This window comes from Serratia nematodiphila DZ0503SBS1, assembly GCF_000738675.1.
GTDB lineage: Bacteria > Pseudomonadota > Gammaproteobacteria > Enterobacterales > Enterobacteriaceae > Serratia > Serratia nematodiphila.
This window is the reverse complement of sequence record NZ_JPUX01000001.1, coordinates 4,208,518-4,225,141: the sequence shown is the minus strand read 5'-3', so window position 1 is coordinate 4,225,141 and position 16,624 is coordinate 4,208,518. Positions and strand designations below refer to the sequence as shown.

The window sequence follows — 16,624 nt, the reverse complement described above, 5'->3', positions numbered from 1 at the left end:
GAGAGACCGATGACATTTACCGATCTGTTCGTGCGCCGGCCGGTGCTGGCGCTGGTGGTCAGCACCTTGATTCTGCTGTTCGGCGCGCTGGCGCTCAGCAAACTGCCGATCCGCCAATACCCGCTGCTGGAAAACTCTACCATCACCATCAGCACCGACTATCCCGGCGCGTCGTCCGAGCTGATGCAGGGCTTTGTTACGCAGCCGATCGCCCAGGCGGTGTCGTCCGTCGAGGGCGTTGACTACCTTTCTTCCTCCTCGGTGCAGGGGCGCAGCGTGGTGACGGTGCGCATGGCGCTGAACCGCGACTCCACCCAGGCGCTGACCGAAGTGATGGCCAAGGTCAACCAGGTGCGCTATAAGCTGCCGGAGCAGGCTTACGATCCGGTGATTGAGCGCTCAGCCGGTGAAGCCACCGCCGTGGCCTATGTCGGTTTTTCCAGTAAGACGCTGTCCACGCCGGCGCTGAGCGAATACCTGACGCGGGTGGTGGAACCGATGTTCACCACCATCGACGGCGTCGCCAAGGTTGAAGTGTTCGGCGGGCAAAAAATGGCGATGCGCCTGTGGCTGGACAGCGATCGGCTGGCCGGCCGCGGTCTGACCGCTGCCGACGTGGCCGATGCGGTGCGGCGCAACAACTACCAGGCGGCGCCGGGCAAGGTGAAAGGGCAGTATGTGGTTGCCAACGTGCGGGTGAATACCGATCTCACCAGCGTAGAGGAGTTTCGCAATCTGGTGGTGCGCAACGACGGCAACGGTCTGGTGCGCTTGAAAGACGTCGGCACCGTGGAGCTGGGCGCCGCTGCCACGGAAACCAGCGCCTTGATGGATGGCGAACCGGCGGTGTTCCTCGGCGTCTTCCCCACGCCGACCGGCAATCCGCTGGTGATCGTCGACGGCATCCGCCACCTGATGCCGGCGATCGACAAGATGCAGCCGCCGGGCGTGAAGATGGCGCTGGCGTTCGAGACCGCGCGCTTTATTCAGGCCTCGATCGATGAAGTGGTGCATACCCTGCTCGAAGCGCTGGCGATCGTTGTGGCGGTGATCTACCTGTGTCTGGGGTCGCTGCGCACCGTGTTGATCCCGGTGGTGACCATTCCGCTGTCGATACTTGGCGCTGCCGGGCTGATGCTGGCCTTTGGCTTCAGCGTCAATTTGCTGACGCTGCTGGCGATGGTTCTGGCGATCGGTTTGGTGGTGGACGACGCCATCGTGGTGGTGGAAAACGTGCATCGCCATATCGAAGAGGGGAAAACGCCGCTGGCGGCGGCGATGATCGGCGCACGCGAGGTGGCCGGGCCGGTGATCGCCATGACCCTGACGCTGGCCGCGGTCTATGCGCCGATCGGCCTGATGGGCGGGCTGACCGGCGCGCTGTTTCGCGAATTCGCGCTGACGCTGGCCGGGGCGGTGGTGGTGTCCGGCGTGGTGGCGCTGACGCTGTCGCCGGTGATGAGCTCGCTCCTGCTGCCGGCCAAACAGAGCGAAGGGCGCGTGGCGCACGCCGCCGAATGGTTCTTCGGCGGCCTGACGCGGCGCTATGCGCGCGCGCTGGATTTCTCGCTGCACCACCGTTGGCTGACCGGCACGCTAGCGCTGCTGGTGATGATCAGCCTGCCGCTATTGTACCTGATGCCGCAGCGCGAGCTGGCGCCGACCGAGGATCAGGCTATCGTACTGACCGCCATCAAGGCGCCGCAGCAGGCCAACCTGAACTATGTCGAACGCTTTGCCTACAAGCTGGACGAGGTTTACAACCGCATGCCGGAAACCGAAAGCCGCTGGATCATCAACGGCAGCGACGGCACGGCGTCCGGCATCGGCGGCATCAACTTGACGCTGTGGCAGGCGCGCCAGCGCTCGGCGTCGGCGGTGCAGGCCGATCTGCAACGGGCGGTGAACGATGTTGAAGGCACCAGCATTTTCGCCTTCCAGCTGCCCGCCTTGCCAGGCTCCACCGGAGGGCTGCCGGTGCAGATGGTGCTGCGTACGCCGCAGGACTACCCGCAGCTGTACCGCACCCTGGAGGAGGTGAAGCAGAACGCCAGAAACAGCGGCCTGTTTATGGTGGTGGACAGCGATTTGGACTACAACAACCCGCTGGCGGAGGTGCACATCGATCGCGCCAAGGCCAACAGTCTGGGGATACGCATGAGCGACATCGGCGAATCGTTGGCTGTGCTGGTGGGAGAGAACTACCTCAACCGCTTCGGGATGGACGGGCGCGCTTATGACGTTATCCCGCAGAGCCTGCGCGAACAACGGCTGACGCCGCAGGCGCTGGCGCGGCAATATGTTCGCGCCCAGGACAATACGCTGGTGCCGCTCTCCACCGTGGTATCGGTGGCCGTTAAGGTCGAACCGAACAAGCTGACCCAGTTCAACCAGCAGAACGCCGCCACCCTGCAGGCTATTCCCGCGCCCGGCGTTTCGATGGGCGAAGCGGTTGCTTTCCTCGAACGGCAGGCCAATGCGCTGCCGGCCGAATTTAGCCACGACTGGCAGGGGGATTCGCGCCAATACACCCAGGAGGGCAGCGCGCTGGCGTTCGCGTTCCTGGCGGCGCTGGTGATCATTTACCTGGTGCTGGCGGCGCAGTACGAGAGCCTGAAAGATCCGCTGATTATCCTCATCACCGTGCCGCTGTCGATCTGCGGCGCCTTGCTGCCGCTGGCGCTGGGCTACGCCACGATGAATATCTATACCCAGGTCGGTCTGGTGACCCTGATCGGGCTCATCAGCAAGCACGGCATTCTGATGGTGGAGTTCGCCAACGAGCTGCAGATGCATCAGGGGCTGACGCGGCGCGCCGCGATTTTGCAGGCGGCGCAAATTCGTCTGCGGCCGGTGCTGATGACCACCGGGGCGATGGTGTTCGGTTTGATCCCGCTGCTGTTCGCCAGCGGCGCCGGGGCTGCCAGTCGCTTCGGCCTGGGGCTGGTGATCGTCTCCGGCATGCTGGTGGGCACGCTGTTTACCCTGTTTGTGTTGCCGACGGTGTATACGCTGTTGGCGCGCGATCACGCGGTAGCCTCACCCCGTCAGCGTGAGTTGGCCGCCGCGCAAAAGGCGCTGACGGAATAATCCGCCGGCGCCCGCGTGAAGAATAAACCCGCTTCGGCGGGTTTTTCCGTCAGTTTTTGCAGCCCATCAACTCCGGCAGAACGCCGGGTTTGCTCTTCAGCGAAGCCTGCACGTCGTCCGGCAGACCGGCCCAGATGATCAGGCCGGTGCGTTTCTCGATCTCGTCCACCGTCACGCGGAATTGGCAGAAATCGGCGCCCTTCGGCGTGTTCTGATCGAACAGGAAAGCGGCATAGTGGTTCACTGCCGGGCTGTTGTTGATGAAAATCACCTTCCAGTAGGCGCTGGGGATGGTGTGCGCTTTCTGGGTGCCCGGCAGTTTGCCCATATCGCGCTCATACAGCGGCCCGGTTACGGTATAGACCGAGGAGATATCGGCGCGATCGATCAGCTTGCGTTCCTGATCTTCCAGCCGCGCCCAGGCGCCCTGGTTCAGATCGGACTTTTGCGGCGTGATGTTGGACAGGTAGTTCAACGATTCCCAGTCGGAAACGCCCGCCAGCGAGGCCAGCGGCGCCTGATGACCGCGATCGACCTTCAGCGCGGCGTTGGCGCCGGTGTAATCGGCGGGCGCCAGGGTGTCCGCCGGGTTGAGCGCCGGATCGGTTTTCCAGTTGCGCGTCTTGCCGCTGGCCGGCGTGTCTTTGGTGATGTGATAGGCCACCCAGTTGGCGAACTTGGTGGTGCTGTTGTTGTTCAACGTATAAGCATGACGCACGATAGACACGTTGCTGCTGCCGCCGGTCGGGCAGCCGACCGCGCAGTTGTCGATGGATTCGAGCGTGTCGGCCGACGCCTGCGCGGCGAACAGCAGGGCGGCCAAGGCCAACATCTTGTTGTTAAAGCGCATATTCATATCCTCAATAAGTTAAAAAATACTGTATATATTTACAGTAAAATAAACTTATCGCAGTGAAACGAATACAACAATGCAACATATTCATGTTGTGAATGTGTCAGTCATGGCAAAACGAAACGGCATCCTGCGCATTGTTAGGCGGATCAAAAACGCCAAAATGCGCGTGAACAAAGGATCAACATCGGGTAGATCTCGAGGCGCCCGAGCAGCATGGCGGCGCACATCAGCCATTTTGCCGCATCATTTAGCGTGCCGAAACCCGCGGCGGTTTCCCCGTATCCCAGCCCCATATTATTGATGCAGGCGGCGACGGTGGCGAAGGCGGTGACCAGATCATAGCCCATTAGATTCAGCAGCCAGATAAACAGGCAGGTGAACAGCACGTAGAGAAAGAAAAAGCTCCAAACGGAGCGCAGCACCCGATCCTGGATCGGCGCATTACCGACCTTGATGGTATATATGGCGTTGGGATGCACCAGTTGATTGATCTCAAGCCGGCTTTGCTTGTACATGATCAGAAAACGCAGCGCTTTAATGCCGCCGCAGGTAGAGCCGACGCAGCCGCCGAAGAAACTCGCCGCCAGCAGCAGCATGATGGTATGGGACGGGATCTTGATGTAATCGGCGATCGCCAGGCCGTTGTCGGTCATCATAGAACTGGTGAGGAAAAAGCCATGTACGAAGGCGTCTTTGACGCTGTACATGCCCGAACGGTAAAGCTCGATACACACGATCGCGACGACGATGGACAGAATCAACAGGAAAAAGCGCAGCTCTGGGTTACGGTACAGCGGTTTCACGCTGCGGCGGCCGATGGCGACGAAATAGAGCGTGAAGTTCACCGCCGCCAGAATAGAGAAAATGCCGCCGACCATTTCCACCGCTGAGCTGTCGTAGTATCCCAGACTTTCATTGCGGGTGGAAAATCCGCCGAGTGAGACGGTAGAGATGCCGTGGCACAACGCATCGAACCACGGCATGCCCGCCAGGCGAAAGGCGACGGTGCAGGCCAACCCCAGTCCAAGGTAAATCAACCACAGATTTTTCGACGTATCGGCCAAGCGTGGCGTCAGCCGTTCTTCTTTGAATGGGCCGGGCATTTCCGACTGATAAAGTTTGGCGCCGCCGATGCCCAGCAGCGGTAGCACGGCCACCGCCAACACGATAACCCCCAGACCGCCGATAAAATTAAGCTGCGAACGATAGTAGAGGAATGATTTGGGCACGCTGGAAACGTCGTTCAGCACCGAGGCGCCGGTGGTGGTGATGCCGGAGACACCTTCAAACATCGCGTCAACCAGCCGGACGTTCAGCGTGTCATCCAGCCACAGCGGCAGGGCGCTGATCGCGGAAAACAACAGCCAGAACATCACGATAATCAGAAAGCCGTCCTGGGTGCGCAACTGCACTTTTGACTGCCGGGTGCCGAGCCAGCCTAATCCGCCGAGCGTGGCGGCGAGCACCAGAGTATAGAAAAACGAGAAGGCGCTTTTTTCTTTATACAGCAGGCCCATCAGCAGGGGCGGGATCATTGAAAGGCTGTAAAGAAGGACTAAAAAGCTGCAAAGATGAATAACGACCAGTATTTGTTTGGTTTTGACCATGCTGTTGCTCGGAGTGCCCGCCGACGATGCGTCAATTTTTTGAAGTGTATCAAGCATAAAACAGGCGATATAAAAATAACGTAAAAATTCATATCGCCGAATAAGCATGGCGTGGAGGGGCGGGGAGAACGCTATTCCAGCAGGTCGTTGACCGTGCGGCGAACGTAGTGCGTCATCTGCGCCAGATCGCCCGGTGACACCGGGCCGCCGCCGGCGCGCACCACCTGCTGTTCGATCTGGGCGATCTCTTGCTCGACCTTGTTGGCGATCTGCACTTTGACTATTTTGTCCACCGAAGACAGCAGCACCTTTAAGACGACTTTCAGCGCGATGTTTTCGCAGAACGAGTCGTAGTGATGAACCGGCGGCGGCGGGGCCGGAGCCGGCTCGGGCGCGCGCGGAGCCAGAGCCTTGAAGCTGTCTACATTTTCAATAATAAGATCCATGTCTCTTATTAGTTCATCAAAATCTTTAGACACTGACTTATTCCCTTCGCTGTGCGCAAAAAACAGAACGCCCGTCCTCGGGCTGAAAGCGGATGAGTGACGGGCAGAACGAATTCGGGCCTGGCCTTCAGACGCTGAATGGCCGGGGGAGGGGCATTCTAACCTTGCGGCGGGTCGGCAACAAGATGGGGCCGTGCGAATGCGCGGCCCTTTGGATCACGAGGCTGGAGGGCGCTTAACTTTTCAGCTTGGCGGTGATTTTGGCCACGTGTTCGCCCTGATAACGGGCAATGGTCAGCTCTTCGTTGCTCGGCTGCCGCGAACCGTCGGCGCCGGCGATGGTGGTGGCGCCATACGGGGTGCCGCCGCGCACCTGTGAAACGTCAAACAGCTCCTGCGTCGCATAGCCGATCGGCACGATGATGAAACCGTGGTGTGCCAGAGTGGTCCAGGTCGAACTGATGGTCTGTTCCTGGCCACCGCCGGTGCCGGTGGAGGAGAAGACGCTGCCTACCTTGCCGTACAGCGCGCCGGACGCCCACAGGCCGCCGGTCTGATCGAGGAAGGTGCGCATTTGCCCGGCCATATTGCCGAAGCGGGTCGGCGTGCCGAAAATAATGCCGTCATAGTCCGCCAGCTCTTGCGGGGTGGCGACCGGCGCCTGCTGGTGTTGCTTGCCCCCGGCCTTGGCGAAGGCTTCCGGCGTCATGGTTTCCGGCACGCGTTTGACCGTCACGTCCACGTTATCGACCCGATTCGCCCCTTCGGCCACCGCCTGCGCCAGGCGTTCGATGTGGCCGTACATTGAGTAATAAAGCACCAACAGTTTCGTCATGTTCCGTACCCCGCTCAGATGATTAACAAAAACCCCTGATAAGCATAGAAGCGAATGACGAACTTGGCGTTGCGGCGTTACTTGATGCCGGCGATCGCCAGCAGGGCGCCAAAGGCGATCAGCAGCCCGCCAAAGGTACGATCGATGCCGCGGCGCAAACGTAAAAAGCGCGCATTGACGCCCGGTGCGGAAAATAGCAGCGCGACGGCGGCAAACCAGAAGATATGGACGGCGGCGATAAAAAGACCATAGCCGATTTGCACGCCGAGCGGGGTGTGCGGAGAAACCACCTGCATGAACAGGCTGACGATGAAGATGGTGGTTTTCGGGTTTAACGCGTTGGTGAAAAAACCGGTTTTCAAGGCGGCGAAATCGCTGATGGCCGCCGGCGCTGTTGTGGGGGCTGCGTCATGATGCGCCGCGTTGCGCAGCAGCGTAATGCCGAGGTAGATCAGGTAGGCGGCACCGATGGCTTTAAGCAGGTTAAACAACCAGGGCGACTGTTGAATCAACACGCCGACGCCAATCAGCGTATAGCTGACATGGACCAGCACCCCGGCGCCAATGCCGCAGGCGGTCAAGACGCCGGCGCGGCGCGAAAGCAACAGGCTATTGCGCGAGACCATGGCAAAGTCCGGCCCCGGGCTTATCACGGCGAGTAAAGTAATGGTGACGACAGCGATGAGTTCAGTCATAGTTATCCTTGCGGTGTTTATCAATAGAGTGACTGATTTATAAGAGTAATTTTTCTCGGTGACAAACGATGAATAGTGACAATATCGGTGAGAAAAACTCACGCAAAACCGGCAGGCCGTTGCCGTTGGGCGGGCTGCGTTGCTTCGAGGCCGCCGCGCGGCTGGAAAGTTTTACGCAGGCGGCACAGGGGCTGAATTTGACGCACGGCGCCGTCAGCCGGGCGGTGCGGGCGCTGGAAGAGGAACTGGGCGTGGCGTTGTTTGAGCGCCGCCATCGGCGGGTACTGCTCACGGCGGCGGGGCGCAAGCTGTTTCAGGCGACGCAGCAGGCTTTCGGCATTCTGGATCATACCGCGCTGGAACTGCGCCAGCAGGCGCTCGATGCGCCGCTGGTCTTGTCCTGTGAACCGACCTTGTTGATGCGTTGGCTGATCCCGCGTCTGCCGGCTTTTCAGCAGGCGCACCCGGATATCAACTTACAGCTGGTGGCCGGTGGCGGGCCGTTTTCGTTCCATGACGGCATTACGGCGGCGATCAGGCGCAATGACTTCGATTGGGGAAAGCAGGTGCATAGCCTGGCGCTGTTCAGTGAAAAGGTTGGGCCGGTGTGCCAACCCGAGGCGTTGGCAAGGATGACGATCGCCGAGGGCAGCCTGCGGAGTTTGCGGCCCGGCACTAAACTGCTGCATTCCGCCACCCGGCCGGATGCCTGGCGGCACTGGGCGCAGCAGCAGGGGATGACGTTGGCAGGGCATTCGGAGCAGCGCTTTGATCATTTCTATTTCAGCCTGCAGGCGGCGGTCGCCGGTCTTGGCATTGCGATCGGCCCGTGGTTGCAAGTGCGAGACGATCTGGCCGCCGGTTTGTTGAGTGCGCCGTTCGGTTTTACGCCCGACGGCAGCGGCTATTACCTGCTGTCGCCGCAGGCGATCGTGCCGGGCAGCGCGTTGGCCCGGCTGGCCGAGTGGCTAACGCTCACGGCAGACGCCTGAGTTTTTGCGCCAGCCGCTGTTCCTGCCAGCGGCTGAAGACGTTGCGCAGCAGCAGAGTGCGCACCGCCCGCATGACCAGCGCGAGGCTCATGCCGCCGATCGCCCACAGCGACCAGAGATAGTGCGGGTGGGTAAACCAATTAATGGCGAACAACATCACGCCAATCACGGCGAAACGCACCGCCATGCTCAGCAGTTTGCCTTCTGCCGCGACCTGGCTACGAAGGCGCTGTTCGTCAGGCTCCTCCTCCTCCATTGTCTGTTGCGGCTGTGCGTTGAGATCGCGGACCTGCACGCCCAGCGCGGCGGCGATTGCGGTCAAGGTTTCCAGGCTGGCCTGTTCGCCGTTTTCAATCCGCTGTACGGTGCGGGTGCTGAGGCCGGCGATGGTCGCCAGCTGCTCCTGCGACCAGCCTTTTTCCAGACGTAACGGCCTGATGCGGTACTTTTGCATGATGCACTCCCGAGTTCGCTGTCACTGTCATCCAGTGTAGGAGGCGCGGGGTGGCGGCGCCACGACAGCGGCACGACAGCGACACGACATCCGCCGCCGGCGCGGGCTGGCGGGCAGTCAGAAGGCGACGTTGCGAATAAAGCGCAGCGGGAGATCGCCGTGGTTGGCGTAAGCGTAACGTTGATCGCTGTTGAAGGTTTGCGCGGCGCCGGCGGAAAGGGTCAGCGTGCCTTGTTCCAGTTCCAACGTCAGGGTGCCGGCAATCACGTAGATCATTTCACTCCAGCCTTCGGCGTCCGGCGCCGAGTCATAGCGCTCGCCCGGCATCAGCGTCCATTCCCACAGCTCGGCCCGTTGGCGCGCCGGCACGCTGGCGGCGAACAGCGCCTGGCTGCCCGGCTGTGCGCCTTGCCAGGCCAACTCTCCCACCAGGTGGCTGCCGCGCGCTTCCGGCGCCTGAATCAGATCGGTAAAGGAAATCGCCAGGGCGGCGGCGATCTTGTCGAGCACCGCCAGGCTGACGTTGCGATCGCCGGCCTCGATGCCCGCCAGCATGCGGCGGCTGACGCCGGAAAGCTCGGCCAGCGCCATCTGGCTCAGGCCCGCCTGTTGGCGGTAGCCGCGCAGATTGCTGCTCAGGTACTGCAGCACTTTGGGGGGATCGGTTTTCGCGTTATGCGCCGTATTGCTCATCGCCGGACTTTATCTCATACTGGCAGGATCTGTGCATTATATTGCACTCAGCAGGAAGGGCAAGCCGGTGTCAGCAGCAAAAAAATCCTTTATTTCCGCCGTGGTTCCGCAGATCAGGCTGCCGGAAGCGGTGTTGATTTTCATCACTATGATCTGGGGCGGCACCTTTTTGGCGGTGCACCACGCGATGCAAGTCAGCGGGCCGTTCTTTTTTGTCGGCCTGCGTTTCGCCACCGCCACGCTGGCGTTGACGCTGTTTTCGCTGCGCGTGCTGCGCGGCCTGACCCTGTATGAACTGAAGGCGGGCGTGCTGATCGGGCTGGCGATCATGTTCGGCTACAGCATGCAAACTGTCGGCCTGCAGACCATCACCAGCAGCCAATCGGCGTTCATCACCGCCATGTACGTGCCGATCGTGCCGCTGTTGCAATGGCTGGTGCTGGGGCGGTTCCCCGGCATCATGTCGTGGATCGGTATTCTGCTGGCCTTTACCGGCCTGATGCTGCTGGCGGCGCCGAGCAGCACCGACATGACGCTGAGCCTCGGCGAAATTCTGACGCTGGCCGGCACGCTGGGCATGGCGGCAGAGATCATCCTCATCGGCGCTTTCGCCGGCAAGGTGAATATCCGCCGGGTGACCATCGTGCAGCTGGCGACCGCCTCGCTGGCCTCATTTTTGATGATGGCGCCGACCGGCGAGTCGCCGCCGCCGTATTCGGATTACCTGCTGTACAGCGCCATAGGGCTGGGGCTGGCCAGCGCGTTGATTCAGCTGACCATGAACTGGGCGCAGCGCAGCGTTTCACCCACGCGCGCTACGGTGATCTACGCCGGTGAACCGGTCTGGGCGGGCATCGTCGGGCGGCTCGCCGGTGAGCGTTTACCGGGCGTGGCGCTATTGGGGGGCGCGTTGATCGTGATTGGGGTGGTGGTCAGCGAGCTGCGCGTGCGGCGCAAGGATAAAGCGGCGGTGGCGACGGAAGCGGATTAGCCCAGAGGCGTAAAGAAAGGGGCGGAGAGATCCGCCCCTTTTTGCATCACGCGGTTTTCTTCTTGCGCAGGAACACGTAAGACAGGCCGAGCACGATGAACCACAGCGGGGTGACGATCAGCGCCTGGCGGGTGTCTTCGCGCAGCGACAGCAGCACCAGCACGAACACGAAGAACGCCATGCACACCCAGCACATCAGTTTGCCGGCAGGCATTTTGTAGATCGATTTCTGGTGCAGCGCCGGGCGCTGTTTACGGTAGACCAGGTACGAGCACAGAATGATGGTCCAGACGAACATGAACAGAATCGCCGATACGGTGGTCACCAGAGTGAAGACCGTCATCACGTTCGGGATCAGGTAAATCAGCACCACGCCGCCCAGTAGGCAGATACAGGAGAAGGTGAGGCCGTTGGCCGGTACCGCGCGCTTGGACAGGTTGGCGAACGATTTCGGCGCGTCGCCTTCCTGCGCCAGCCCGAACAGCATGCGGCTGGTGGAGAACACGCCGCTGTTGGCGGAAGAGGCGGCGGAGGTCAGCACCACGAAGTTGATTACGCTGGCCGCGGCCGGCAGGCCGATCAGCACGAACAGTTCAACGAACGGGCTCTTGTCAGGCACCACGGAGTTCCATGGCGTCACCGACATGATAACGATCAGGGCGAACACGTAGAACATGATGATGCGGATCGGAATCGAGTTGATGGCGCGCGGCAACGATTTCTCCGGATCCTTGGTTTCCGCGGCGGTGGTGCCCACCAGTTCAATGCCGACGAAGGCGAATACCGCGATCTGGAAGCCGGCGAAGAAGCCGCTGATGCCTTTCGGGAACATGCCGCCGTCATTCCACAGATGGGTGAATGAGGCCACGGTGCCGGTCGGCGACTGGAACTGCATGGCGATCATCACCAGCCCGGCGACGATCAGCCCAACGATGGCGACGATTTTAATCATCGCAAACCAAAACTCCATTTCGCCGAACATTTTCACCGTCGCCAGATTAAGGCCGAGCAGCAACAGCACGCACAGCAGTGAAGCGATCCACTGCGACAGCTCGGGGAACCAGAACTGAGCGTAGGCGGTGATCGCCACGACGTCGGCGATGCCGGTGACCACCCAGCAGAACCAGTAGGTCCAGCCGGTGAAGAAGCCGGCCCACGGGCCGAGCAGATCCGCGGCGAAATCGCTGAACGATTTGTATTCCAGATTGGACAGCAGCAGCTCGCCCATGGCGCGCATCACGAAGAACAGCATAAAGCCGATGATCATGTACACGAAGATGATCGAGGGGCCGGCCAGGCTGATGGTTTTACCGGAGCCCATAAACAGACCGGTGCCGATGGCGCCGCCGATGGCGATCAGTTGAATATGTCGGTTAGTGAGGTTTCGCCGTAGATGATCTTCTGAAGCGGGCGTCGCGTCAGTCGCTATTTTAGAGTGATCTACCATCTGATGATGTCCTGTTTTACCTGTCATTAGTGAAGTCGTGAGCTCTGAAGTGGCTCTTTTTTATACATTTATCCGGTTGATCCGGCTTTAGTAAGGTAGTGCAATAACGCCACCTTTGTGCAACATGTTTACAACATTTATACGCGGGATAAAAGTCGATCACTCTTTACACGGAGGAGGCAAATCGGACGTTCAGGGAGCGGAAGATTACTCTTCAAAAGAGGGGATTAATAGACCTTATGCGGCTTATCTCGTTGATTAAACAAAGGGTTGTAAAATTCACATGAGAAAAAGTAATGAGTGTAAGCGTTTGACAGCGCCGCCGACGAGGAGGACAATTTACCGCGTTGGGTCGTTAGCTCAGTCGGTAGAGCCGTTGACTCTTAATCAATGGGTCACAGGTTCGAACCCTGTACGACCCACCAACCAAATCAGCGTGTTACGCTCAGGCTTTTCTCTGCTTGTTTCCTCATTGCGCCGTTTTAAGCGCGATTTTTGCAAAAAAATTCGCATTTTTCGACTGATGTTCAGAAAGGTGATCTGGCGCAAACTGCGGTGTCGCACCGCAGTTTATACGGCAAGAGAGGCTGTGCGCTGGCGCAACCTCGGCGGAGGGGAGAGCCATTTGCCCAAGAATCTTTCAGGTCAGGAAACGGGGAATAAATGCGCCGCCGACATCAAGAGCAGCGCCCAGACGGCGGCCGAGAGCGCGGCGGTGGCATAGACGCGCCGCGCCGGCAGTTGCAGCATGCCGGCCATCAGCGGCACGGTGTAACGCATCACCGCCAGAAAACGCGAGGCGAACAGCAGCGGCAGCCCGCGCTTTTGCAAGGAACGTTGCGCTTTGCGTAGCGGAGCGTGAAAGCGTGCCGGCAGCCGGCGGCCAAGATCTCGGCGGTGCAGCCGTGCGCCGCAGTGGAACGACAAGATTGATCCCAACGCGGCGCCGAGGGCGATGGCCGCCCAAACCGCGCCGAGGGGTAGCGCATGCTTGCCTGCAACGATGCCCATCAGCAGCGTCACCGAGGCGGGCGGCAGGGCGGAAGACACCACGATCACCGACTTTCCCAGCGCGAACAGGAAAATCAGCAGCAGCAACATCTCCGGTTCCGGACTGTATTTGGCGATAATGTGCGTCAATTCATCCATTTAACACCTGCGAGCGAGAGGGCTGAGTGCCAGTGTCCCATCCGCAGGTTCAATAAGGGTTAAATAACGCGCCGCTATCCGGCGATCTCCGCGTCTTGCTTGCTCACGTCGGTGCGCCGGTTTCTGAGCGCCCACAACAGCGTGGCGCACAGCAGCGAAAAGGCGGCCAGCACCAACGGCCCGGCATGCGGGCTGTGAAAACGCTCTTCCGCCTCGGTGCGGATCAGCGGGGCTAAAAAGCTGAATGCGGCGCCAAGCGTGGTGCAAAAACCGATGCCGGCCGCCAGCGCCGGGCCGGTGAGCACCTGCGCGGGAAACGTCCAGAAAATCGGCTGTACCGCCAGGAAACTGACTGCGCAGCAGCTCAGGGCGACGATGGCGAGCAGAGGGCCGGCATAGGAAGACACCACCAACCCCAGCGCCGCCGTGACCATGCACCCGACGGCGATCGGTAATCTTCTGGCGGTGTTTCTGTCGGCATAGCGCGGCAGGAAATAGACGCCCAGCGCGGAGAACGCCCAGGGGATGGCGGCCACCAGCGAGGCCTTGAAGCCGAGATGGGTGCCCATCAGCGAGGCGACCTGCGACGGCAGGAAAAACATCAGGCCGTAGACGCCAATCTGCAGGGTGCCGTAGATCAACGCCAGATGCCAAACGGTGCCGCTGCTCATCGCCGCTTTGACGCTGCTGGTTTCGGTCTGCTGCTGTTCATCGGCCAATTGTGCCACCAGCGCCGTGCGTTCTTCCTCGGTCAGAAAGCGGGCCTGCCGTGGGCTATCGTCGAGATAGAAAAAGGCGAAGACGCCGAGGGCGACGGCCGGCAATCCTTCCAGCACGAACATCCAGAACCAGCCGGGCTTGCCCAACACGCCGTGCATCTCCAGCAATGCCCCCGATAGCGGTGAACCGAGCGTCAGCGCCGCCGGCACGCCGAGCACGAAAATGCCAATGACCGAGGCGCGCACCTTATTGGGAAAATAGATCGACGCCAGCAGCAGGATGCCGGGGTAAAAGCCGGCTTCGGCGATCCCCAGCAGAAACCGCAGGACGATAAATTGCTGTTCATTGGTCACCAGCCCGGTGCAGGCCGACAGCGCCCCCCACAGCGCGGTGGTGGCGCTGAGCCAGCGTTTGGCGCCCCAGCGATTCATCAGCAGGTTGGCCGGGATGCCGAACAGCGCATAGGCGGCAAAAAATATCCCGGCGCCCAGGGCAAAGGCGGATTGCGACAGCGCGATATCGATGGCCATCGCGTCCTTGGCAAAGCCGACGTTAACCCTGTCGATAAAGGCGATGAAGTACATGGCGAACATCAAGGGCACCAGTCTGCGCCAGGTTTTGCGAATGGCGGCGTTGAGCGCAGGAACGGCATAGGTGGCGTGATTCACTGGCGGTAACCTCTCTTCTGAGAATGACAAGCGTCGGTCATAAGGACCGTCCTGGCGCCGTTGCCCTCAACACGACGGTAACAGCGGACTTTTTTCGCAAACCTCAAAGGTCTAATGGTCAGGCCTTTGGGGGTGAAAAAAATGCCGCGTATCGGGTCGGCAGATTGATGCAGACATCACCATGGTGAATGGTGTGTTGCTTTTTTGTTAATCAGACGTTCACACAGGGCCAGGGCGCGTTCAAGCGCTTTGATCGAGATCTGTGTGCGCTATCACCGAATTGGGAACCCGATGACAGACACTGGAGAGTGGCGCTTTCATCTCGCGAGGGAGGGCGATAAGGTGAAGCACGGCACAACAGAACGCAGGAGCGCAACATGCTGAAGGTCATCGCTGAAGATTTTATCCACCCGGAACACATTGACACCGTTATGCCGTGGTATCGCGAGCTGGTGGAGAAAACCCGGCAGGAGCCGCTGTGCATCAGTTATGAACTGTGCATCGACCAGCAGGATCCCGGGCACTTTATTTTTATCGAAAGCTGGCCGGATCGCGCGGCTCTCGAAGTGCATTGCCAGACCGAGCATTTCACCCGGCTGGTGCCGCAGATCAATCAGTATCAGCGCAAGCCTTGCACCTTCCTGTTTATGCAGGCGTTCCCTGAAACAGGCGATAAATAGGCGAAAAAATCCCCGCAGGGGGCGGGGTCAATGGCTTCTCAACACTATCTTGTTGTGATTAAAAAGTAGGCTGATAATGATTTTCATTCTCTAAGAATGCTCTTAAATTAATCAATCTGGTGAATGATTCGCCGTCTGCTTTTCGCTGGCGGTTTTAATGGCGCGCAACATACGGCGCCGTATCAACCCGCTCACCAGGCGAATCGCATACCAATAGGGGGTAAACCGCCGCCGGCTGGCGTCGTCGGGGCAGAAGATGCGCGTTTCCGTCACCAGACGACAGCGCCCACCCTCGGAGGGGCTCACGACATAACCCAGCGCCAGTTTGGCGACGCCGGGCTGCGCGAAGGCCAGAAACCCCGCCCCGTTGGCGACCTGCTCCAGGCCGTATTCAGCCTGCCAAAATCGGCCGATCAGGCCATAGACCAACGCGCTTTCATCCTGCTCAAGCAGGCAAAAGTTATGTAGGCCAAACGGCGGCGGGCTGGGTTTATTGCGTGGCATCAGGCGCGCGGGCAATTCGCGTAGCGCTATCATGCTGCGGAAAAAGCGATCGTGCCTGGGATCATAAGCGGCCACGGCCTCCAGGATCCGCGCCTGCGGTGCGGCGATGGCGATGGCATGCCGTTCCGAGAACTGGTATTGCCCAAGGTATTTATTCAGTAGCGTCATGCTTTGCATTCTCCCGCCATTCACTTTGCAGCAGGGCGAAACCGAATTCGTCGCCCCATGCGCCTTTGAAAAACACGTTTTGCCGCCAACAGGCCTCACGGCGAAAGCCCAGCTTACTGAACAACGCGGCGGCGCGAAGATTACGCGCGTCCACCACGGCGGTAATGCGGTGTTTCGCCAGCGGCCCGAACAGCAGGGCGATGACGGCGCTTAGCGCCTCGCGCGCTTGTCCTTGCCGTTGATGAACCGGATCGAAGGTCACGCCCAGTTCAGCCTGACGCCCTTCATCGAAAAAATGCACCGCGACATCGCCCAGCAACGCGCCGTCCTCGCGGCGCTCGACCGCCAGTTGAAACCAGCTGTCGTCACGGTTGAATTCGAGCTGCCGTTGCTGTGCGAAAAAGGCCTGTGCCTCGGCGGCGCTGTAGTCGCTCCAGCTTTGATAGCGCGCCACGTCAGGGTGGCTGCGGTAGGCGGTAAAGTGGGGCAGATCGTCGGCGGTGAACGGGCGCAGGATCAGTCTGGGGGTTTGTAGAGGTAAATGGCGCATTGTTTTTCCTTATCAGCGCATTAGGGCTACCGGCAGTGTAGCCCAGCGCCGACAGGCAGGCTGTGTAAAATGAGCGGTG

The 16,624-nt window shown here is 60.2% G+C and carries 16 protein-coding genes and 1 tRNA gene; 5 read left to right on the top strand and 12 right to left on the bottom strand.

The genetic code is table 11. The annotated features are described in order from the left end of the window. Positions 1–9: 9 nt before the first annotated feature. On the top strand, positions 10–3,090 hold the full coding sequence (locus JL05_RS19605) for a MexW/MexI family multidrug efflux RND transporter permease subunit (RefSeq protein WP_004928056.1): 3,081 nt from the start codon (positions 10–12) through the stop codon (positions 3,088–3,090). 49 nt (positions 3,091–3,139) lie between these two features. On the opposite strand, the gene JL05_RS19600 is transcribed toward JL05_RS19605, so the two are convergent. The 5 genes from JL05_RS19600 to JL05_RS19580 form a co-directional block, all read right to left on the bottom strand. Continuing rightward, on the bottom strand, positions 3,140–3,940 hold the full coding sequence (locus JL05_RS19600) for a DNA/RNA non-specific endonuclease (protein ID WP_015377376.1): 801 nt from the start codon (positions 3,938–3,940) through the stop codon (positions 3,140–3,142). Positions 3,941–4,092: 152 nt separating this feature from the next. Then, positions 4,093–5,553, bottom strand: coding sequence for a TrkH family potassium uptake protein (locus JL05_RS19595; protein WP_033633682.1), 1,461 nt, complete (start codon positions 5,551–5,553; stop codon positions 4,093–4,095). A 131-nt stretch (positions 5,554–5,684) separates the two neighbouring features. Continuing rightward, positions 5,685–5,999, bottom strand: coding sequence for a hypothetical protein (locus JL05_RS19590; RefSeq protein WP_004928047.1), 315 nt, complete (start codon positions 5,997–5,999; stop codon positions 5,685–5,687). Positions 6,000–6,234: 235 nt separating this feature from the next. Beyond that, positions 6,235–6,834, bottom strand: a complete 600-nt coding sequence (wrbA, locus tag JL05_RS19585; RefSeq protein WP_015377377.1) for an NAD(P)H:quinone oxidoreductase — start codon at positions 6,832–6,834, stop codon at positions 6,235–6,237. 77 nt (positions 6,835–6,911) lie between these two features. Beyond that, the gene (locus tag JL05_RS19580; protein ID WP_033633409.1) at positions 6,912–7,529 is read right to left on the bottom strand and encodes a LysE family translocator; all 618 of its coding nucleotides are present in this window, start codon (positions 7,527–7,529) and stop codon (positions 6,912–6,914) included. 68 nt (positions 7,530–7,597) lie between these two features. On the opposite strand from JL05_RS19580, the gene JL05_RS19575 reads away from it, so the two are divergent. Then, positions 7,598–8,521, top strand: a complete 924-nt coding sequence (locus JL05_RS19575) for a LysR family transcriptional regulator (protein ID WP_033633408.1) — start codon at positions 7,598–7,600, stop codon at positions 8,519–8,521. Here JL05_RS19575 and JL05_RS19570 read toward each other — a convergent pair. Both JL05_RS19570 and JL05_RS19565 read right to left on the bottom strand, forming a co-directional pair. After that, positions 8,505–8,975, bottom strand: a complete 471-nt coding sequence (locus JL05_RS19570; protein WP_033633407.1) for a helix-turn-helix domain-containing protein — start codon at positions 8,973–8,975, stop codon at positions 8,505–8,507. The two genes, JL05_RS19575 and JL05_RS19570, sit on opposite strands and share 17 nt — an antisense overlap. A 117-nt stretch (positions 8,976–9,092) precedes the next feature. After that, positions 9,093–9,668, bottom strand: coding sequence for a helix-turn-helix domain-containing protein (locus JL05_RS19565; protein ID WP_015377381.1), 576 nt, complete (start codon positions 9,666–9,668; stop codon positions 9,093–9,095). 67 nt (positions 9,669–9,735) lie between these two features. On the opposite strand from JL05_RS19565, the gene JL05_RS19560 reads away from it, so the two are divergent. Beyond that, a complete protein-coding gene (locus JL05_RS19560; RefSeq protein ID WP_015377382.1) occupies positions 9,736–10,659 on the top strand; it encodes a DMT family transporter in 924 nt (307 codons plus the stop codon). Between the two features lie 46 nt (positions 10,660–10,705). On the opposite strand, the gene cycA is transcribed toward JL05_RS19560, so the two are convergent. Next, positions 10,706–12,106, bottom strand: coding sequence for a D-serine/D-alanine/glycine transporter (gene cycA / locus JL05_RS19555; protein ID WP_004928028.1), 1,401 nt, complete (start codon positions 12,104–12,106; stop codon positions 10,706–10,708). 349 nt (positions 12,107–12,455) lie between these two features. On the opposite strand from cycA, the gene JL05_RS19550 reads away from it, so the two are divergent. After that, positions 12,456–12,531: transfer RNA gene (locus tag JL05_RS19550), tRNA-Lys, on the top strand. Positions 12,532–12,751: 220 nt separating this feature from the next. On the opposite strand, the gene JL05_RS19545 is transcribed toward JL05_RS19550, so the two are convergent. Both JL05_RS19545 and JL05_RS19540 read right to left on the bottom strand, forming a co-directional pair. Next, positions 12,752–13,255 (bottom strand): DedA family protein, encoded by a 504-nt coding sequence (locus JL05_RS19545; protein WP_033633405.1) that lies wholly within the window; start codon positions 13,253–13,255, stop codon positions 12,752–12,754. Positions 13,256–13,329: 74 nt separating this feature from the next. Beyond that, positions 13,330–14,568 carry an MFS transporter gene (locus JL05_RS19540; protein WP_415837868.1) on the bottom strand — a complete coding sequence of 413 codons (1,239 nt, stop codon included), beginning with the start codon at positions 14,566–14,568 and terminating at the stop codon, positions 13,330–13,332. Between the two features lie 452 nt (positions 14,569–15,020). Between JL05_RS19540 and JL05_RS19535 the strand changes: the two genes are divergently transcribed. Then, the gene (locus tag JL05_RS19535) at positions 15,021–15,323 is read left to right on the top strand and encodes a putative quinol monooxygenase (protein WP_033633403.1); all 303 of its coding nucleotides are present in this window, start codon (positions 15,021–15,023) and stop codon (positions 15,321–15,323) included. Positions 15,324–15,434: 111 nt separating this feature from the next. On the opposite strand, the gene JL05_RS19530 is transcribed toward JL05_RS19535, so the two are convergent. Then, complete coding sequence (locus JL05_RS19530) at positions 15,435–15,995, bottom strand: hypothetical protein (protein WP_033633681.1); 561 nt, start codon at positions 15,993–15,995, stop codon at positions 15,435–15,437. Then, a complete protein-coding gene (locus tag JL05_RS19525; protein WP_004928012.1) occupies positions 15,979–16,545 on the bottom strand; it encodes a GNAT family N-acetyltransferase in 567 nt (188 codons plus the stop codon). Before JL05_RS19525 ends, JL05_RS19530 begins: the two co-directional genes overlap by 17 nt. Positions 16,546–16,624 lie beyond the last annotated feature (79 nt).

Bases quoted from the DNA above. Each gene is read 5' to 3' on its own strand.
- JL05_RS19605 (WP_004928056.1), top strand. From the start codon at position 10: ATGACATTTACCGATCTGTTCGTGCGCCGGCCGGTGCTGGCGCTGGTG.
- JL05_RS19600 (WP_015377376.1), bottom strand. From the start codon at position 3,940: ATGCGCTTTAACAACAAGATGTTGGCCTTGGCCGCCCTGCTGTTCGCC.
- JL05_RS19595 (WP_033633682.1), bottom strand. From the start codon at position 5,553: ATGGTCAAAACCAAACAAATACTGGTCGTTATTCATCTTTGCAGCTTT.
- JL05_RS19590 (WP_004928047.1), bottom strand. From the start codon at position 5,999: ATGGATCTTATTATTGAAAATGTAGACAGCTTCAAGGCTCTGGCTCCG.
- wrbA (WP_015377377.1), bottom strand. From the start codon at position 6,834: ATGACGAAACTGTTGGTGCTTTATTACTCAATGTACGGCCACATCGAA.
- JL05_RS19580 (WP_033633409.1), bottom strand. From the start codon at position 7,529: ATGACTGAACTCATCGCTGTCGTCACCATTACTTTACTCGCCGTGATA.
- JL05_RS19575 (WP_033633408.1), top strand. From the start codon at position 7,598: ATGAATAGTGACAATATCGGTGAGAAAAACTCACGCAAAACCGGCAGG.
- JL05_RS19570 (WP_033633407.1), bottom strand. From the start codon at position 8,975: ATGCAAAAGTACCGCATCAGGCCGTTACGTCTGGAAAAAGGCTGGTCG.
- JL05_RS19565 (WP_015377381.1), bottom strand. From the start codon at position 9,668: ATGAGCAATACGGCGCATAACGCGAAAACCGATCCCCCCAAAGTGCTG.
- cycA (WP_004928028.1), bottom strand. From the start codon at position 12,106: ATGGTAGATCACTCTAAAATAGCGACTGACGCGACGCCCGCTTCAGAA.
- JL05_RS19545 (WP_033633405.1), bottom strand. From the start codon at position 13,255: ATGGATGAATTGACGCACATTATCGCCAAATACAGTCCGGAACCGGAG.
- JL05_RS19540 (WP_415837868.1), bottom strand. From the start codon at position 14,568: ATGTTCGCCATGTACTTCATCGCCTTTATCGACAGGGTTAACGTCGGC.
- JL05_RS19535 (WP_033633403.1), top strand. From the start codon at position 15,021: ATGCTGAAGGTCATCGCTGAAGATTTTATCCACCCGGAACACATTGAC.
- JL05_RS19530 (WP_033633681.1), bottom strand. From the start codon at position 15,995: ATGACGCTACTGAATAAATACCTTGGGCAATACCAGTTCTCGGAACGG.
- JL05_RS19525 (WP_004928012.1), bottom strand. From the start codon at position 16,545: ATGCGCCATTTACCTCTACAAACCCCCAGACTGATCCTGCGCCCGTTC.